Source organism: Streptomyces sp. CCM_MD2014 (assembly GCF_000772045.1).
In the GTDB taxonomy this organism is placed as follows: domain Bacteria; phylum Actinomycetota; class Actinomycetes; order Streptomycetales; family Streptomycetaceae; genus Streptomyces; species Streptomyces salinarius.
Genome location: NZ_CP009754.1, coordinates 4,077,902 through 4,091,799 on the forward strand (window position 1 = coordinate 4,077,902; position 13,898 = coordinate 4,091,799).

A 13,898-nucleotide genomic window follows, 5' to 3' on the forward strand; every position below is an offset into this window, starting at 1 on the left:
CTCACCGACTACGCTTCCCTGACCACCGTCCTGTGTGAGGAGCCCTCTTTTGGCCTGTGACCTGTGGCTGGTACCGCTCGTCGACGTCTTGTGCCACACGCCGGACAACCCGTTCGCCGAGGAACTCGCGCAATACGACAAGGTGCTGGCCGAGGCCGGGCTGCCGCCGGTGCCGGTGTACCAGTACATGCCGGGCCTGTCCGGCGAGGTCGCGCCGGTGGCCGGCTTCGACTACGACGCGCTGCACTTCCTGCGCCGGGCGTACCTCCTCCAGGTGTGCGGTCTGCCGGTGACCCCGGTGGACGAACTCGGCGGGGACTACGAGCAGTTGCTGGAGATGTTCGAGTCGACGGCGCAGCAGTCCCACCTGGTGTGGCACTACGACCACGCGGGCGCCTACGTCCCGGTCGACTTCCCGCACCCGCTCGCCGACGACGAACTCCTGGCGGGCGGCGGCCCCCTGGGCTCCTCGCACACCCTGCTGCGGGAACTGGAGGCCGTCGCCCCGGCCCTCGGCATCGACCCGGCCAACCCCCCGGCCCCGCCGCAACCGCCGCTCGGCCCGACGGAGCTGGAGGAACCGGCGGTGCCCGCGCCGTACGACGCCAGCCCGTTCGCCCGGGAGCGCCACGTCTGGCTTGGCCTGCACGCGGCGGCGACGCGGAGCCTGGCGCAGGGGTCGATGATCGTCTTCAGCTGACCCGGCGCCGGTCAGCCGAGCTGGGACAGGCCCTTGCGCAGATCGTCCGCGTTCATGATCGGGGAGACCTCGACCTCGGCGTTCAGCTCGGTGAAGAACGGCTCCCCGGTCGGCGGCAGCTCCGAGCTGTCCTGCATGTCGAGGACCAGCAGGGCCGTCCGCCGGCCGCCGAGGGGCCCGAAGTAGGCGGCCTCCGGCTTGAGCTGGTCGAGCGTCCGGCTGATCACCTCGGGCAGCTTCCCGCTGCGGATCGCCTCGTTCGCCTTCTCCGTGTCCAGCGTCGCCTTGAGCAGCACGCGCATCGCACTCACCTTCTTCTGCCGACGCGACGTGTACGCCTTCAGCCTATGCCCGTGATGTCCAGTTCGTTCAGGCGAGCGGGTTCGGCGATCACGTCGATGCCGGTGATGCGGCCGTCGGCGGCGAAGGCGAAGCGGAGGACGACGCGCAGCCTGCCGTGCTCGGACATCGCCAGGCCGACCCGGCCGTCCACGAGGACCGCGCCGGTGAACCGGGCGCGTGCCATCGAGGCCATCGCGCCCCTGGCCACCGGCTCCACGCCGCGGACGGCGAAGGGCTCGGGCGTCGGGACGACCGCCGCGTCGGCGTGCAGCACGACGTCCGGGTGGAGCAGGGCCACCAGCGCGTCGAAGTCCCCGCCGCGGGTGGCCGCCAGGTAGGCGTCGACCGCGCGGCGCCTGCGGGACAGGTCCGCGGCGGGCGCGGGGACGCCCCGGACCCGGCGGCGGGCGCGGCTGGCCAACTGGCGGGTGGCGGCGGGGCTCTTGTCGAGCATGGCGGCGATGTCGTCGAAGGGCACGTCGAACATGTCGTGCAGGACGAACGCGAGCCGCTCGGCGGGCCCGAGGGTGTCCAGCACGATCAGCAGCGCGATCCCGACCTCCTCGGCGAGCTGCGCCTCCTCGGCCGGGTCCGCACCGGTACCGGCCACGCGTGTACGGGCCCCGTCGTCCAGCGGCTCCTCGCGGCGGGTGTCGCGGGTACGCAGCAGGTTGAGGCAGACCCGCGCCACGACCGTGGTGAGCCAGCCCGAGGGGTTGTCCACCCCGGAGGTGTCCGCCCGGTCGGCCCGCAGCCAGGCCTCCTGAAGGGCGTCGTCCGCCTCGCTGAGCGAACCGAGGATCCGGTACGCGACCGCCCGCAGCCGGGGCCGGTCCAGCTCGAACTGCCGGGCCATGTCGTCGGGTCTTCCGGGCACCGTACGGGTTCCTTCCGCGTCCACCGGCCCTCCGGGGGCGGGTCCCCCAGTCAACCACCCGGCGTACGCGCCTGCGCAAGGGCCCGTCACCCCACCAGGATGATCCCCGGCGGCCACAGCACCCCGGCGGCCAGCAGCAGCGCCGGTCCCAGGTGGACGGGGCACACCCGCAGCGGCGCCCGCAGGTGCCGGGCGACCTCGAAGCGGACCGGGTCGCCGCAGTCGTCGATGCCGTTGTCGCCGCCGTACGGGCCCTGGCAGACGGCGGCGCGGTCACGGTCGGTCATGCCCCCGATCCGACACCACCGAGCCCGGCGGCGCCCGGCCAAGGGGGCCGAACGAAGGGCTACAGGGCGGTGGCGGCGTCGTCCAGGCCGATGCACTGGCGTTCCTGCGGGATCCACTTCACGGCGGGATCCAGGGTGGCGAGGATGCCGCCGACCTCCTCGCGGGGACCGGAGTACGTGAACTCCACGGCCGGTGAGCGGCCGTACGTCCGCAGGACGCTCACGCCGTCCCGCTTGAGCCGGGCCTCGTCCAGGACCCAGTCGACGCCGTCGGCGGTGACGCAGAGGTTGACGTTGGGCTGCAGTTCCTCGGCGCCGCAGCGGAACACCGCCTTCTGGCCGCCCCAGGACGCCACCCCGTCCCCGAGGGCCCAGTCGCGCGAGGCACCGGGTATGTCGTCCGGGAGGCGGGAGATCACCTTGTCGCACTTGGGGTCGTCGGCGTGCGGGGCGGCGGAGACGCGGTGGCCGTCGACGTAGAAGGCACCGCCGGTCACGACGACGACCGCCGCGGTCAGCCAGATCCACGTCCGGGTGGTGGGCTTCCGCATGTTCCGCTCGCTCCGTGCTGTCCGTGCCGTTCGTGCCGTTCGTCCGCCGGGAGGGCGGCTCCGGCCAGCGTATCCGCCGTCCCGACGGCGACGGCCGGGGCCCCGGTGCGGGGTCCCGGCCGCCGGTGTGTGCCCGCGGGGCCTAGAGGAACGAGTTGATCTCGATCGTCTCGTCCCGGCCCGGGCCGACGCCGATCGCGGAGATCGGGGCGCCGGACATCTCCTCCAGCGCCTTGACGTACGCCTGGGCGTTCTTCGGCAGGTCGGAGAAGGACTTCGCCTTGGTGATGTCCTCGCTCCAGCCGGGCAGGGTCTCGTAGACCGGCTTCGCGTGGTGGAAGTCGGACTGCGAGTACGGCAGTTCCTCGACGCGCTTGCCGTCGATCTCGTAGGCCACGCAGACCGGGATCTGCTCCCAGCCGGTGAGGACGTCGAGCTTGGTGAGGAAGAAGTCGGTGAGGCCGTTGACGCGGGTGGCGTAGCGGGCGATCACCGCGTCGAACCAGCCGCAGCGCCGGTCGCGGCCGGTGGTGACGCCGCGCTCGCCGCCGATGCGGCGCAGGGCCTCGCCGTCCTCGTCGAACAGCTCGGTCGGGAAGGGACCGGCGCCCACGCGGGTCGTGTACGCCTTGAGGATGCCGATGACCCGGCTGATCTTCGTCGGGCCCACGCCGGCGCCGGTGCAGGCGCCGCCCGCGGTCGGGTTCGACGAGGTGACGAAGGGGTACGTGCCGTGGTCGATGTCCAGGAGCGTGCCCTGGCCGCCCTCGAAGAGGACCACCTTGTCGTCGTCGAGGGCCTGGTTGAGGACCAGGACGGTGTCGGCGACGTACGGGGCGAGCTTGTCGGCGTAGCCCAGCAGCTCCTCGACGACCTGGCCGGTGGCGATGGCGCGGCGGTTGTAGAGCTTGGTGAGCATCTGGTTCTTGACGTCGAGCGCCGCCTCGACCTTCTGGGTGAGGATCGACTCGTCGTAGAGGTCCTGGACCCGGATGCCCACGCGGTTGATCTTGTCGGCGTAGGTCGGGCCGATGCCGCGGCCGGTGGTGCCGATCTTGCGCTTGCCGAGGAAGCGTTCCGTCACCTTGTCGACGGTGACGTTGTACGGCGTGATGATGTGAGCGTTGCCGCTGATCAGGAGCTTGGACGTGTCGACGCCGCGCTCGTTCAGCCCGCTCAGCTCGGAGAACAGGACCGACGGGTCGACGACGACGCCGTTGCCGATGACCGGCGTGCAGCCGGGGGAGAGAATCCCGGAAGGGAGCAGGTGGAGGGCGTACTTCTGGTCGCCCACGACTACCGTGTGGCCGGCGTTGTTGCCGCCCTGGTAGCGCACCACGTAGTCGACGGAACCACCGAGCAGGTCCGTCGCCTTTCCCTTGCCTTCGTCACCCCACTGAGCACCGAGCAGCACAAGTGCGGGCACGCGCGTACACCCCTTCCGGGCGGGGCATGTCCATGGTCGAGGGCGTATGCGACGGGTTTCCGCCACGTACACCGCGACCGTCGTTGGCCGCCAACCGTCGGACCGGGTGCCCCGGAATAGACGAAGCCCCTGGCGCAACAGCGCAAGGGGCTCTTGCACAAAGATGCTACCCGAGGAAGTGAGGCATGGCCGAGGTGGCGACTTCCGCGAGCTCTTCCGCGAACTCTTCCGCGAGGCCCGATCAGCTTCTGGTGGTCGTCGATCCGGCCGCCCGCCGGCTGGACGGGGAATCCGTCCGGATCGCGAAAGACGTGCTCAGCGCGGGTGTTTCGCACACGAAGGTGTGTCTGCCGGACGGCCCGGAGGAGTTCGCGCGGGCGCTCGGGCGGCGTGGCTCGCGGCGCCCGGTGGTGATCGGCGACGACAGCGCCCTGCTGCGGGCCGTGGCCCTGCTGCACCGGCGGCGGGAGCTGGCGGGGTGTGCGCTGTCGGTGGTGCCCGTGGGCCCCGCGCTCGCTCTCGCCCGGTCCCTGGGGCTGCCGACGGGGGCGGTGGCGGCGGCGCGGGCCGTCCTCGACGGGGCGGAACGGCGCCTGGACCTGCTCGTCGACGACAGCGACGGGGTGGTGCTGGGGTCGGTGGGGATTCCTCCGGGCCCGGTCCCCGCCCCGGAGCGGGAGGACGGGGACCCCGGCGCGGGACCGCTCCGCCCGTGGCTGCGGACCTGTCAGTCGCTCGTACGGACGCTGGCGTCCTCGCGTCCGGCCCGCACCGCCGTGGCGCCGGGGATGGCGGGTTCGGCCCGGCTGCGGGTGGAGGTGGACGGGGTGACGCTGGTGGACCTGGACCAGCCGGTGGAGGCGCTGACGGTGATGCCGGGCGGCGGAGGGGTGGCCGTGGTGGAGGCGCGGCCGCTGTCGGTGGGCGCGCAGGCCGCGCCGCTGACGGCGAGCGGACGGACGGTGACCGTGTCGGGGGCGCACTTCCGGTACCGGGCCGACGCGGCGGTGTGCGGACCGGTGGGGACGCGGACGTGGGTGGCGCGGGAGGGGGCGTGGGGGCTGACGCTGCCGGCGGGGTAGGGCGCCGACGGGCGGAAACGGCGTGCGCGGGCCCGGGGCGGACGCCTACGCTCCCCGTCGGACCTGATCAGGGGGGCGCGTGAGCCAGTACTTCGACGTGGGCGACGAGACGCTGTGGAATCCGTCCAACGGGGCGGCGCGGCTGTTCCTGCGACACGTGGCCGTGTACGAGGTCGAGCTGGGCACCCCGTCGGGCGTCAGCGAGATGATCAACGACGAGTGCCAGATCGATACCGGCGCCTACGAGAGGTTCGTGAACGCCCTGGTGGAGTGGCACCACGGCACCCGGCACCGGATCATCCACACCCTCGCCCGCGGCTTCGTCGTCACGGCCCTGGCCCTCGCGAACCGGGCGGGGGCCGAGGTGCGCTTCCCGGACGCCGGCGCGGACGGCGGACTGGAGGGGCGCGCCGACGTGCAGGTGCCGGCACCCGCTCACCGGCACTCGGAGTGGGAGGAACACCTGCGCGAGCAGGCCGCGGCCGTCGAACGCGCCATGCCCCGTTAGGGCCTGTCCGGCGGATCAGGTCGCAGGACAGGCACGGCACCTCGTCGACGCCGGTGAGCGGGGTCTGGTGCGTGCAGCCGCAAGGCGGAGGAGGGCGTCGACGCGGAGCGTCGGCAACCGACGACAACGCCGCGGACGCGCGTGCCATGCCCCGCGTCCGGGGCATGATCCGCCGGACAGGCCCTGAGCCGCCCCGCCGTCAGCCGGCGCCGAAGGTCTTCTCCCGGTGCACCCGCCAGCGTTCCATCATCGCCGCGATCTCCCCGTCCACGAACTCGAAGAAGGCGAGCGTCTCGGCCATGCGCCGGCCCGCCGGGGTGTCGGGGCCGAGGCTGGCGACGCCCTCGCGCAGGGCGCTCTCCCAGCGCTTGAGCACGGCCTCGCGGTTGGTGAGCGCCTCGTACCACTGGTTGCTGTGCACCCGGTAGCGCTCCCGGCGCGAGCCCGGTTCGCGTTCGCGCGCGACCATGTGCTGCTGGGAGAGGTAGCGCACGGCGCCGGAGACGGCGGCCGGGCTGACCCGAAGGCTCTCGCCGAGCTCCGCGGAGGTCAGTGAGCCCGAGTCGGAGGCCAGCAGGGCGGCGAAGACCCGGGCCGGCATGCGCTGCATCCCGGCCTCGACGAGCTGGGCCGCGAAGCCCTCCACGAACTTGGACACCGCCTCGGGGTCGCGCCCCGCCTCCGCTGGTTCCGTCGTCATCCGTCGATCATCCCTCACCCGGCGCGGCCCCTCATCCTGACGGTTTCTTAACTTCACAAGTTTCTGAAAGTAGCGTACGTTCCGAATCATGACGAAGGCAATCAGCGTCTCCGGACTGCACAAGGCGTTCGGACGCACGCACGCGCTGGACGGCCTCGACCTGGAGGTCGGGACCGGCGAGGTCCACGGGTTCCTCGGGCCCAACGGAGCCGGCAAGTCCACCACCATCCGGGTCCTGCTCGGCCTGCTGCGCGCCGACTCGGGCGCCGCCCGGGTGCTCGGCCGCGACCCGTGGGCGGACGCGGTGGAGGTGCACCGGCGGATCGCGTACGTCCCCGGCGACGTGACGCTGTGGCGCAACCTCTCCGGCGGCGAGGTCATCGACCTCTTCGGCCGCCTGCGCGGCGGACTGGACACCCGGCGCCGCGCCGAACTGGTCGAACGCTTCGAACTCGACCCGACCAAGAAGGGCCGCACCTACTCCAAGGGCAACCGCCAGAAGGTGGCCCTGGTGGCCGCCTTCGCCTCCGACGTCGACCTGCTGATCCTCGACGAACCCACCTCCGGGCTCGACCCGCTGATGGAGGAGGTCTTCCGGCGCTGCGTGGAGGAGGAGCGCGAGCGCGGCCGGACGGTGCTGCTCTCCTCCCACATCCTCAGCGAGGTCGAGGAGCTGTGCGACCGGGTCAGCATCATCCGCAAGGGGCGCACCGTCGAGAGCGGGTCGCTCACCGACCTGCGCCACCTGACCCGGACCAGCGTCACCGCCGAACTCGCGGGCGCCCCGAACGGGCTCGCCCGCCTGCCGGGCGTCCACGGCCTCGACGTCCGGGGGCACCGCGTCCGGCTCCAGGTCGACACCGACAAGCTGAACGCCGTCCTGAGGTCGCTGAGCGAGACCGGCGTGCGGTCGCTGACGTCGACGCCGCCGACGCTGGAGGAGCTGTTCCTGCGGCACTACCAGGCCGACGGCACGGAGTCCGGGGCGGAGGCGACGGCACGATGACCGCCACCGCCGACGCCACCGCCCCTGCCTTCGCGGCCCGCACCGGCGGCTCGCGCCGACTGGCCGGCACCGGCACGCTGCTCCGCTTCGCGCTGCGCCGCGACCGCGTACTGATCCCCGTGTGGGTCGGGGTGAACGCGCTCATGGTGCTGTCCATGCCGGGCACCCTTGAGAGCCTGTACGGCACCGCCGCCGAACGCGCCGACCTGATGCGGCAGATGGAGACCAACTCCTCGCTGCGGGCGCTGGTCGGCCCCGTCTTCGACGACAGCCTCGGCGCGCTCACCGCCTGGCGCGTCGGCCTGTACGCCGGTGCGCTCGCCGCCGTGATGAGCCTGCTGATCGTCGTACGGCACACCCGCGACGAGGAGGAGAGCGGACGGCAGGAGGTCGTCGCCTCCGGCATGGTCGGCCGCCGGGCCCCGCTGACGGCGGCACTGCTCGCGGCGGCGGTCGCCAACGCCGCCCTGGCCGTGCTGGTCGCCGCCGGACTGGCCGGGCAGGGGGCGGCCGGCGCGCTCGCCCTCGGCCTCGGGGTCGCGGCCGTCGGGATGCTCTTCGCGACCACGGCGGCGATCGTCGCCCAGCTCACCGAGAGCGCGCGGCTGGCCCGGGGGCTGACGGCGGCGGTACTGGGCGGCGCCTTCGTGCTGCGGGCGGCGGGCGATTCGGGGACGGACGACGGCTCCTCGGTACTGACCCGGGTCTCACCGCTGGGCTGGCTGGAGAACGTGCGGGCCTTCGCGGACGAGCGGTGGTGGGTTCTGCTGCTGCTCGCGGGCGCGGCGGCCGCACAGGGGGCGGTGGCCTACGCCCTGGCCGGACGCCGGGACCTCGGGATGAGCTTCCTGCCGACCCGGCCGGGACCGGCCGTCGGGCGCCTGCGTACGGCCGGTGCGCTGGCCTGGCGCCTGCAGCGGGGCAGCGTCCTCGGCTGGAGCACCGGGTTCCTCCTCGCCGGTGCCGTCTACGGCGGGATGACGGAGGGCGCGGCCGATCTGGTCGGGGACAACGAGCAGGCCCGCGAGATCATCGAGCGGATGGGCGGGCAGGCCGGGCTCACCGACGCGTTCGTGTCGGCGATGGTCGGCATGCTCGGGCTGATCGCCGCGCTGTACGTCGTGGCCTCGGTGCTGCGGCTCGGAGGCGAGGAGACCTCCGGGCGCGCGGAACCGGTGCTCGCGGGCGCGGTGGGCCGGCTGCGGTGGGCCGCGGGGCACCTGGTGATCGCCTTCGGTGGCGCGGCCCTCATCATGCTGCTCGCCGGGCTCGGTTTCGCCGCCGGGTACGGGCGTGACCTCGGACCGGTCCTGGGCGCGTGCCTGGTCCAGTTGCCCGCAGTGTGGGTGATCGGCGGCGCGGCGGTGCTGCTGCACGGTCTGCTGCCCCGGGCGGCGGTGGCCGCGTGGGCCGTCGCGGGCGCCGTACTGCTGCTGGGGTGGGTCGGGCCGGCCCTGGACGTGCCGCAGGCCTTGCTGGACGTGTCGCCGTACGGGCACCTGCCGAAGCTGCCGGGCGGGGAGATGAGCTGGCCGCCGGTGCTGGTGCTGCTCCTGATCGCGGGGGCACTGGTGGCGGCGGGGCTCGCCGGGCTGCGGCGGCGGGACCTGACGTGACGTCCGCGGGGCGGGTCCGGGCCGGGCGGCGGAAACCGGACAGATCCCCGCGACCCCTTGCACGGAGGCGGCAGGGCGGAAATAGTTGAACAATGAACTACAGGCCGACCGGCCGGCGTTCACGGCCGGTCGGCCCTGCCATCGTCCGTGCGTGAAGAAGGGGAGCACCCACATGAGCGTCGCGCTCGTACGCAACCCCGGCCAAGGCACCGACTACCGCTACTACGACAGCGTGCAAGAACAAGTCGTGTCCCACACCGAGACCCGAGGGGTCGTCAGCGTCGTGCGGCTGACCATGCGCCGCTCCGACGCACCGCCCCTGCACGTGCACAGCCGCGAGGACGAGAGCTGGGTGGTGCTGTCCGGCCGCCTCCGCTTCTGGGTCGGCTCGGCCTCGCTCGACGCCTGCGAGGTCCACGACGCCGGCCCCGGTGCCTACGTCTTCGGCCCCCGGTCGGTCCCCCACACCTTCCAGCCGCTCACCGCGACGGCGGAGGTGCTGGTCATCAACAACCCGGGGGCGATCGAGGGCTACTTCCGCTCGGTCGGGCACGCCGACGCACGGCACGACCTGGACCACGTGGACGGACTCGCCCGGTACGGGGTGACCCTCCTGGACGGCCCGCCCCACGCGTAGCACCTCCGTCCGCCTCCCGCGCCACCGCGAGGAAACCGCCGCAGGGGCCGATGACGTCCTCCGCTGCATGAAACGAGACACGGTGACGTACGGCGGATGCCTCATGTCGGTGGCGGGCGCCGCGGGAGCCGTGTGGCTGTGGGGCACCTCGGGCCGCACGCAGCGGCACCTCGGCAACGGGTTCGAGAACAACGGGCAGGACTTCGGCGCCGTCCTCACCGAGCTTCCGTTCGTCTTCCTCGCCGGGGCCGTGGTGCCCGCCGCGGTCTGGGGGCTCGGCGCCTGGCTGCTGGGGCGGCGCCGGCGCCCCCGGACCTCACAGTTCGACGCGTAGCCCCGTCAGGCCGCGCATCACGAAGTTCGGCCTGCGTTCCGGTTCGGCCGCCAGGCGCAGGCCGGGGGCCCGCTCCAGCAGGGACGTCATGGAGGCCGCCAGCTCGATGCGGGCCAACGGGGCGCCGATGCAGTAGTGGATGCCGGCGCTGAAGGAGATGTGGGGGTTGTCCCGGCGGGTGAGGTCGAGGCGTTCCGGGTCGGCGAAGACCGCCGGGTCGTGGTTGGCGGAGCCGAACAGCATCGCCACCTCGGCGCCGCGCGGGAGGGTCGTCCCGTCGATCTCGACCTCGTCCAGGACCCAGCGTTCGAAGAGCTGGAGCGGGGTGTCGTAGCGCATCAGCTCCTCCACGGCCGACGGGACGAGGGAGTGGTCGGCGCGCAGGGCCGCCAACTGGCCGGGGTGGCGGAAGAGGGCCAGCCAGCCGTTGGTGGTCGCGTTCACCGTGGCCTCGTGCCCCGCGTTCAGGAGCAGGACGCAGGTCGAGATCATCTCCTGCTCGGTGAGGCGGTCGTCGTCCTCGTCGTGCGCCGCGATCAGTCCCGAGATCAGGTCGTCGCCGGGGTCCTTGCGACGGGCCGCGATGAGGGTGCGCAGGTAGTCCGAGAAGTCGAGCGACGCCCGGACCGCCTTCGCCGCCGTCTCCTCGGACGGGTTCAGCTCGTACATCCCGCAGATGTCCGCCGACCAGGGGCGCAGCGGGGCCCGGTCGGACTCCGGGATGCCCAGCATCTCCGCGATCACGGCGACCGGCAGCGGCTCGGCCACGTCCGTCAGCAGATCGCCGCCGCCCGCCGCCACCAGCCGGGCCACCAGGTCGTCCGCCAGGCCGTGCACGTACGGCCTCAGCCGCTCCACCGTGCGCGGCGTGAACGCCTTCGACACCAGGCGCCGGATACGGGTGTGGTCCGGCGGCTCCAGGTCGAGCATGCCGTGGTCGTTCAGCGTGTGGAAGGGCTCGTGCTCCGGCGGGGGCGGGGTCCGCCCGAACTCCTCGTGCGTGAAACGGTGCTGGTAGGTCCGCCCGAGGCGGCGGTCGCGCAGCAGCGCCGAGACGTCCGCGTGGTGCGGGACCAGCCACTGGTCGCTCGGCTCGTAGTAGAGCACGCGCCCCCGGGCCCGCAGCTCGGCGAAGGCCGGGTACGGGTCGGCGACGAACGCCGGGTCCCAGGGGTCGAACGCGGGTCCGGACGCGGGGTCGGACGCGGGGTCGGACGCGCGATCGGTTGCGGAGTCGGATGCAGCCGTCATGGACGGACAGTAGGACCTCCACCGCCCCTGTGCCCAGAGTGCCGACCGCCCGTGTGAGGGGTCTTGACCTCGCGCCGCCGGAGCCTTAGCTTCCTTGACCAATATTTCGGAAACCTCTCCGAAACATTCGGAGTACGACGGAATGAGACTCCCCGCATGAGATCCGTTCGTTTCGCCACCGTGGCCCTCGCCACCGCCGCCCTGACGCTGCCGCTCGTCGCGGGAACCGCCACGGCCGACCCGTCTTCCGGCCGGCACCCCGCACCGCACTCCCACGCCAAGTTCGACCGGCTGCGCGAGGCCGCCCCCGACGGCTTCTTCGTGGGCACCGCCGTGGCAGGCGGCGGTCACCACCTGGAGCAGGACTACCCGGACCCGTTCACCTCGGACAAGGAGTACCGGAAGGTCCTTGGGCGCCAGTTCGACTCCGTTTCCCCCGAGAACCAGATGAAGTGGGAGTTCATCCACCCCGAGCGCGACCGGTACAACTTCGCGGCGGCGGACGCCATCGTCGACTTCGCCGAGCGCCACCGCCAGGTCGTGCGCGGCCACACGCTTCTGTGGCACAGCCAGAACCCGCAGTGGCTGGAGCAGGGCGACTTCTCCGACGAGGAACTGCGCGCGATCCTGCGCGAACACATCACCACCGTCGTCGGCCGGTACGCCGGACGGATCCAGCAGTGGGACGTCGCGAACGAAATCTTCGACGACCAGGGCAAGCTGCGTACACAGGACAACATCTGGATCCGCGAGCTCGGCCCGGGCATCGTCGCGGACGCCTTCCGCTGGGTCCACGAGGCCGACCCGAAGGCGAAGCTGTTCTTCAACGACTACGGCGTCGAAAGCGTCAACGCCAAGAGCGACGCCTACTACGCCCTCAGCCGGGACCTGCTCCGGCAGGGCGTGCCGGTACACGGCTTCTCCGTACAGGCACACCTGAGCACGCGGTACGGCTTCCCCGCGGACCTGGAGACGAACCTGAGGCGCTTCGACGCGCTGGGCCTGGAAACCGCCGTCACCGAGCTGGACGTACGGATGGACCTGCCGGCCGACGGTGAACCCACCGCCGCGCAGCAGAAGCAGCAGGCCGACTACTACCGGCGGACGCTGTCGGCGTGCCTGGCCGTCGAGGACTGCAACTCGTTCACGATCTGGGGCTTCACCGACAAGTACTCGTGGGTGCCGGTGTTCTTCGAGGGCGAGGGCTCCGCGACGGTCATGACCGACGCCTTCCACCGCAAGCCCGCCTTCTACGCCCTGCGGGACACCTTGAAGGCGGCGGCACGCAAGCACTGACGCCCGCCGTCCGCCGGGTCCGCCGCGGGGCCGTCGCCCGGCGCCCCGCGGCGGGGTCGGCCCCTCTGCTCACACCCCGGGTCGGGAGCGCCGCTTGACGCCCTCGACGAAGGCGGTGAAGGCGGGCGCGGGGACGGAGAGGGTGGCGCGGGTGGGGGCTTTGGAGTCGCGGATGGCTATGTGGGTGTCCGACTTCGCGATCTCGACGCAGGTGTCACCGTCGCCACCGCCCGAGTAGGTGGACTTACGCCAATGCATGCTCTCGGTCATGTCTCGCATCACAGCTCCTTCGTCAAGCGGTGGATGAAGTCCCGCGACGCGGCGGGGTCCAGCGACGCGCCCCGCATTCTAAGAAAGAGCGTTCGAAGCTGCTTGAGCTGCGCACCCGCATCGATGAAGGCGACTCCGGTGGGAGCATCCCGAAGACCGGTGTCCAATTGAGGCACCGAACCGCTCGCGTACATCATCGAGATCCCGGCGCCACCAAAGCCGTCCTGATCGAACGGGATGACCCTCACCCTGGCGTGCCCTTGTTCGATCTGGTCGAGGATCTGCTGGAGTTGGGCGCGGCAGACACTGCGGTCCGCCACCCGAACACGAAGTGCGCACTCGTGGATCAGCGTCTCGTAGGGGGTCGCGTTGTCACCTGTGACAACAGTGCGTCGCTTCATCCGGTGTTCCACCCGAGGGGTCAGCTCACTCTCGGGCAGGCCGGGATGCACGTACGTATAGAGCGCACGTGCGTAGTCGGCGGTCTGCAACAGCCCTGGAACGTGCGTAATCACGACCTCACGTAGGTACGTCGCGTGGTGTTCGACTTCAGCCGTGTCCTGGAAGACCGGCGGCAGTACTCCCCGGTACTCCTCCCACCAACCGCGAGTGCGGTCTGTCGCCATAGCGACGAGCGCATCGACCAACGCCTCGTCTGTACACGCATAGTGAGCCGCGAGCCGCCGCACTCGTTCTTCGCTGACACCGGCAAAGCCCAGCTCCATCTGACTGATCTGTGCCGAGGTCGAATTCAACAAACCGGCCACCTCGCGCGCCTTCAGCCCAGCCGCCTCACGCAGACGTCGCAGCTCGACCCCCAGGCGCACCTGTCGCCCGGTCGCATGACTTCTCGGCGGCATCCGCTCTCCTCAACAGCCTGCTCGGCGCACCTCATTCGAGTGCCAGCCTACGGGAATCAGTTGCGCAGGCAATAATTGTTGCCATACCGTCAGTGACGCGACGCACACGCTGCGGAACGCCGGGGCACCGGAAGCGCACCGCACCGTCCTGCCAT

Annotated in this window: 17 protein-coding genes; 8 read left to right on the forward strand and 9 right to left on the reverse strand. The window is 71.9% G+C overall.

What is annotated here, in order from left to right; translation table 11 throughout:
* Positions 1-49: 49 nt before the first annotated feature.
* The gene (locus NI25_RS17860) at positions 50-700 is read left to right on the forward strand and encodes a hypothetical protein (RefSeq protein WP_061443402.1); all 651 of its coding nucleotides are present in this window, start codon (positions 50-52) and stop codon (positions 698-700) included.
* Between the two features lie 11 nt (positions 701-711).
* Here the strand turns inward: NI25_RS17860 and NI25_RS17865 are convergent, their stop codons facing one another.
* From NI25_RS17865 to NI25_RS17885, 5 genes are all read right to left on the reverse strand, one after another.
* Positions 712-1,002, reverse strand: a complete 291-nt coding sequence (locus NI25_RS17865; protein WP_061443403.1) for a hypothetical protein — start codon at positions 1,000-1,002, stop codon at positions 712-714.
* Positions 1,003-1,040: 38 nt separating this feature from the next.
* Positions 1,041-1,898, reverse strand: coding sequence for a sigma-70 family RNA polymerase sigma factor (locus tag NI25_RS17870; RefSeq protein WP_199561109.1), 858 nt, complete (start codon positions 1,896-1,898; stop codon positions 1,041-1,043).
* A 107-nt stretch (positions 1,899-2,005) separates the two neighbouring features.
* Positions 2,006-2,206: a hypothetical protein gene (locus tag NI25_RS17875; RefSeq protein WP_061443405.1), complete on the reverse strand. Its 201-nt coding sequence runs from the start codon at positions 2,204-2,206 to the stop codon at positions 2,006-2,008.
* A gap of 59 nt (positions 2,207-2,265) precedes the next feature.
* A complete protein-coding gene (locus NI25_RS17880; RefSeq protein WP_061443406.1) occupies positions 2,266-2,757 on the reverse strand; it encodes a DUF3515 family protein in 492 nt (163 codons plus the stop codon).
* A gap of 142 nt (positions 2,758-2,899) precedes the next feature.
* Positions 2,900-4,183: an adenylosuccinate synthase gene (locus tag NI25_RS17885; protein WP_003975310.1), complete on the reverse strand. Its 1,284-nt coding sequence runs from the start codon at positions 4,181-4,183 to the stop codon at positions 2,900-2,902.
* A 185-nt stretch (positions 4,184-4,368) separates the two neighbouring features.
* On the opposite strand from NI25_RS17885, the gene NI25_RS17890 reads away from it, so the two are divergent.
* The gene (locus NI25_RS17890; RefSeq protein ID WP_061443407.1) at positions 4,369-5,265 is read left to right on the forward strand and encodes a diacylglycerol kinase family protein; all 897 of its coding nucleotides are present in this window, start codon (positions 4,369-4,371) and stop codon (positions 5,263-5,265) included.
* 79 nt (positions 5,266-5,344) lie between these two features.
* A complete protein-coding gene (locus tag NI25_RS17895; RefSeq protein WP_061443408.1) occupies positions 5,345-5,773 on the forward strand; it encodes a DUF6086 family protein in 429 nt (142 codons plus the stop codon).
* A gap of 199 nt (positions 5,774-5,972) precedes the next feature.
* On the opposite strand, the gene NI25_RS17900 is transcribed toward NI25_RS17895, so the two are convergent.
* Complete coding sequence (locus NI25_RS17900) at positions 5,973-6,473, reverse strand: GbsR/MarR family transcriptional regulator (protein WP_199560947.1); 501 nt, start codon at positions 6,471-6,473, stop codon at positions 5,973-5,975.
* An 88-nt stretch (positions 6,474-6,561) separates the two neighbouring features.
* On the opposite strand from NI25_RS17900, the gene NI25_RS17905 reads away from it, so the two are divergent.
* From NI25_RS17905 to NI25_RS17920, 4 genes are all read left to right on the forward strand, one after another.
* Positions 6,562-7,479 (forward strand): ABC transporter ATP-binding protein, encoded by a 918-nt coding sequence (locus NI25_RS17905; RefSeq protein ID WP_061443409.1) that lies wholly within the window; start codon positions 6,562-6,564, stop codon positions 7,477-7,479.
* The gene (locus tag NI25_RS17910; RefSeq protein ID WP_061443410.1) at positions 7,476-9,095 is read left to right on the forward strand and encodes an ABC transporter permease; all 1,620 of its coding nucleotides are present in this window, start codon (positions 7,476-7,478) and stop codon (positions 9,093-9,095) included. Before NI25_RS17905 ends, NI25_RS17910 begins: the two co-directional genes overlap by 4 nt.
* Positions 9,096-9,267: 172 nt before the next feature.
* Positions 9,268-9,732: a cupin domain-containing protein gene (locus NI25_RS17915; RefSeq protein ID WP_061443411.1), complete on the forward strand. Its 465-nt coding sequence runs from the start codon at positions 9,268-9,270 to the stop codon at positions 9,730-9,732.
* A 67-nt stretch (positions 9,733-9,799) separates the two neighbouring features.
* Complete coding sequence (locus tag NI25_RS17920) at positions 9,800-10,066, forward strand: hypothetical protein (RefSeq protein ID WP_061443412.1); 267 nt, start codon at positions 9,800-9,802, stop codon at positions 10,064-10,066.
* On the opposite strand, the gene NI25_RS17925 is transcribed toward NI25_RS17920, so the two are convergent.
* A complete protein-coding gene (locus tag NI25_RS17925; RefSeq protein ID WP_061443413.1) occupies positions 10,049-11,317 on the reverse strand; it encodes a cytochrome P450 in 1,269 nt (422 codons plus the stop codon). The genes NI25_RS17920 and NI25_RS17925 overlap by 18 nt on opposite strands.
* 156 nt (positions 11,318-11,473) lie before the next feature.
* Between NI25_RS17925 and NI25_RS17930 the strand changes: the two genes are divergently transcribed.
* Positions 11,474-12,613 carry an endo-1,4-beta-xylanase gene (locus NI25_RS17930; RefSeq protein WP_061443414.1) on the forward strand — a complete coding sequence of 380 codons (1,140 nt, stop codon included), beginning with the start codon at positions 11,474-11,476 and terminating at the stop codon, positions 12,611-12,613.
* 69 nt (positions 12,614-12,682) lie between these two features.
* On the opposite strand, the gene NI25_RS17935 is transcribed toward NI25_RS17930, so the two are convergent.
* Together NI25_RS17935 and NI25_RS17940 are read right to left on the reverse strand one after the other, a co-directional pair.
* On the reverse strand, positions 12,683-12,883 hold the full coding sequence (locus NI25_RS17935) for a DUF397 domain-containing protein (RefSeq protein WP_233520743.1): 201 nt from the start codon (positions 12,881-12,883) through the stop codon (positions 12,683-12,685).
* 8 nt (positions 12,884-12,891) lie between these two features.
* Complete coding sequence (locus tag NI25_RS17940; RefSeq protein WP_061443415.1) at positions 12,892-13,743, reverse strand: helix-turn-helix domain-containing protein; 852 nt, start codon at positions 13,741-13,743, stop codon at positions 12,892-12,894.
* Between the last annotated feature and the right edge of the window lie 155 nt (positions 13,744-13,898).

Excerpts from the sequence above, each read along its gene's own strand:
- NI25_RS17940 (WP_061443415.1), bottom strand. The coding sequence starts at position 13,743 with ATGCCGCCGAGAAGTCATGCGACCGGGCGACAGGTGCGCCTGGGGGTC.
- NI25_RS17875 (WP_061443405.1), bottom strand. The coding sequence starts at position 2,206 with ATGACCGACCGTGACCGCGCCGCCGTCTGCCAGGGCCCGTACGGCGGC.
- NI25_RS17910 (WP_061443410.1), top strand. The coding sequence starts at position 7,476 with ATGACCGCCACCGCCGACGCCACCGCCCCTGCCTTCGCGGCCCGCACC.
- NI25_RS17870 (WP_199561109.1), bottom strand. The coding sequence starts at position 1,898 with ATGGCCCGGCAGTTCGAGCTGGACCGGCCCCGGCTGCGGGCGGTCGCG.
- NI25_RS17905 (WP_061443409.1), top strand. The coding sequence starts at position 6,562 with ATGACGAAGGCAATCAGCGTCTCCGGACTGCACAAGGCGTTCGGACGC.
- NI25_RS17900 (WP_199560947.1), bottom strand. The coding sequence starts at position 6,473 with ATGACGACGGAACCAGCGGAGGCGGGGCGCGACCCCGAGGCGGTGTCC.
- NI25_RS17865 (WP_061443403.1), bottom strand. The coding sequence starts at position 1,002 with ATGCGCGTGCTGCTCAAGGCGACGCTGGACACGGAGAAGGCGAACGAG.
- NI25_RS17890 (WP_061443407.1), top strand. The coding sequence starts at position 4,369 with ATGGCCGAGGTGGCGACTTCCGCGAGCTCTTCCGCGAACTCTTCCGCG.
- NI25_RS17935 (WP_233520743.1), bottom strand. The coding sequence starts at position 12,883 with ATGACCGAGAGCATGCATTGGCGTAAGTCCACCTACTCGGGCGGTGGC.
- NI25_RS17925 (WP_061443413.1), bottom strand. The coding sequence starts at position 11,317 with ATGACGGCTGCATCCGACTCCGCAACCGATCGCGCGTCCGACCCCGCG.
- NI25_RS17880 (WP_061443406.1), bottom strand. The coding sequence starts at position 2,757 with ATGCGGAAGCCCACCACCCGGACGTGGATCTGGCTGACCGCGGCGGTC.
- NI25_RS17930 (WP_061443414.1), top strand. The coding sequence starts at position 11,474 with ATGAGATCCGTTCGTTTCGCCACCGTGGCCCTCGCCACCGCCGCCCTG.
- NI25_RS17920 (WP_061443412.1), top strand. The coding sequence starts at position 9,800 with ATGAAACGAGACACGGTGACGTACGGCGGATGCCTCATGTCGGTGGCG.
- NI25_RS17915 (WP_061443411.1), top strand. The coding sequence starts at position 9,268 with ATGAGCGTCGCGCTCGTACGCAACCCCGGCCAAGGCACCGACTACCGC.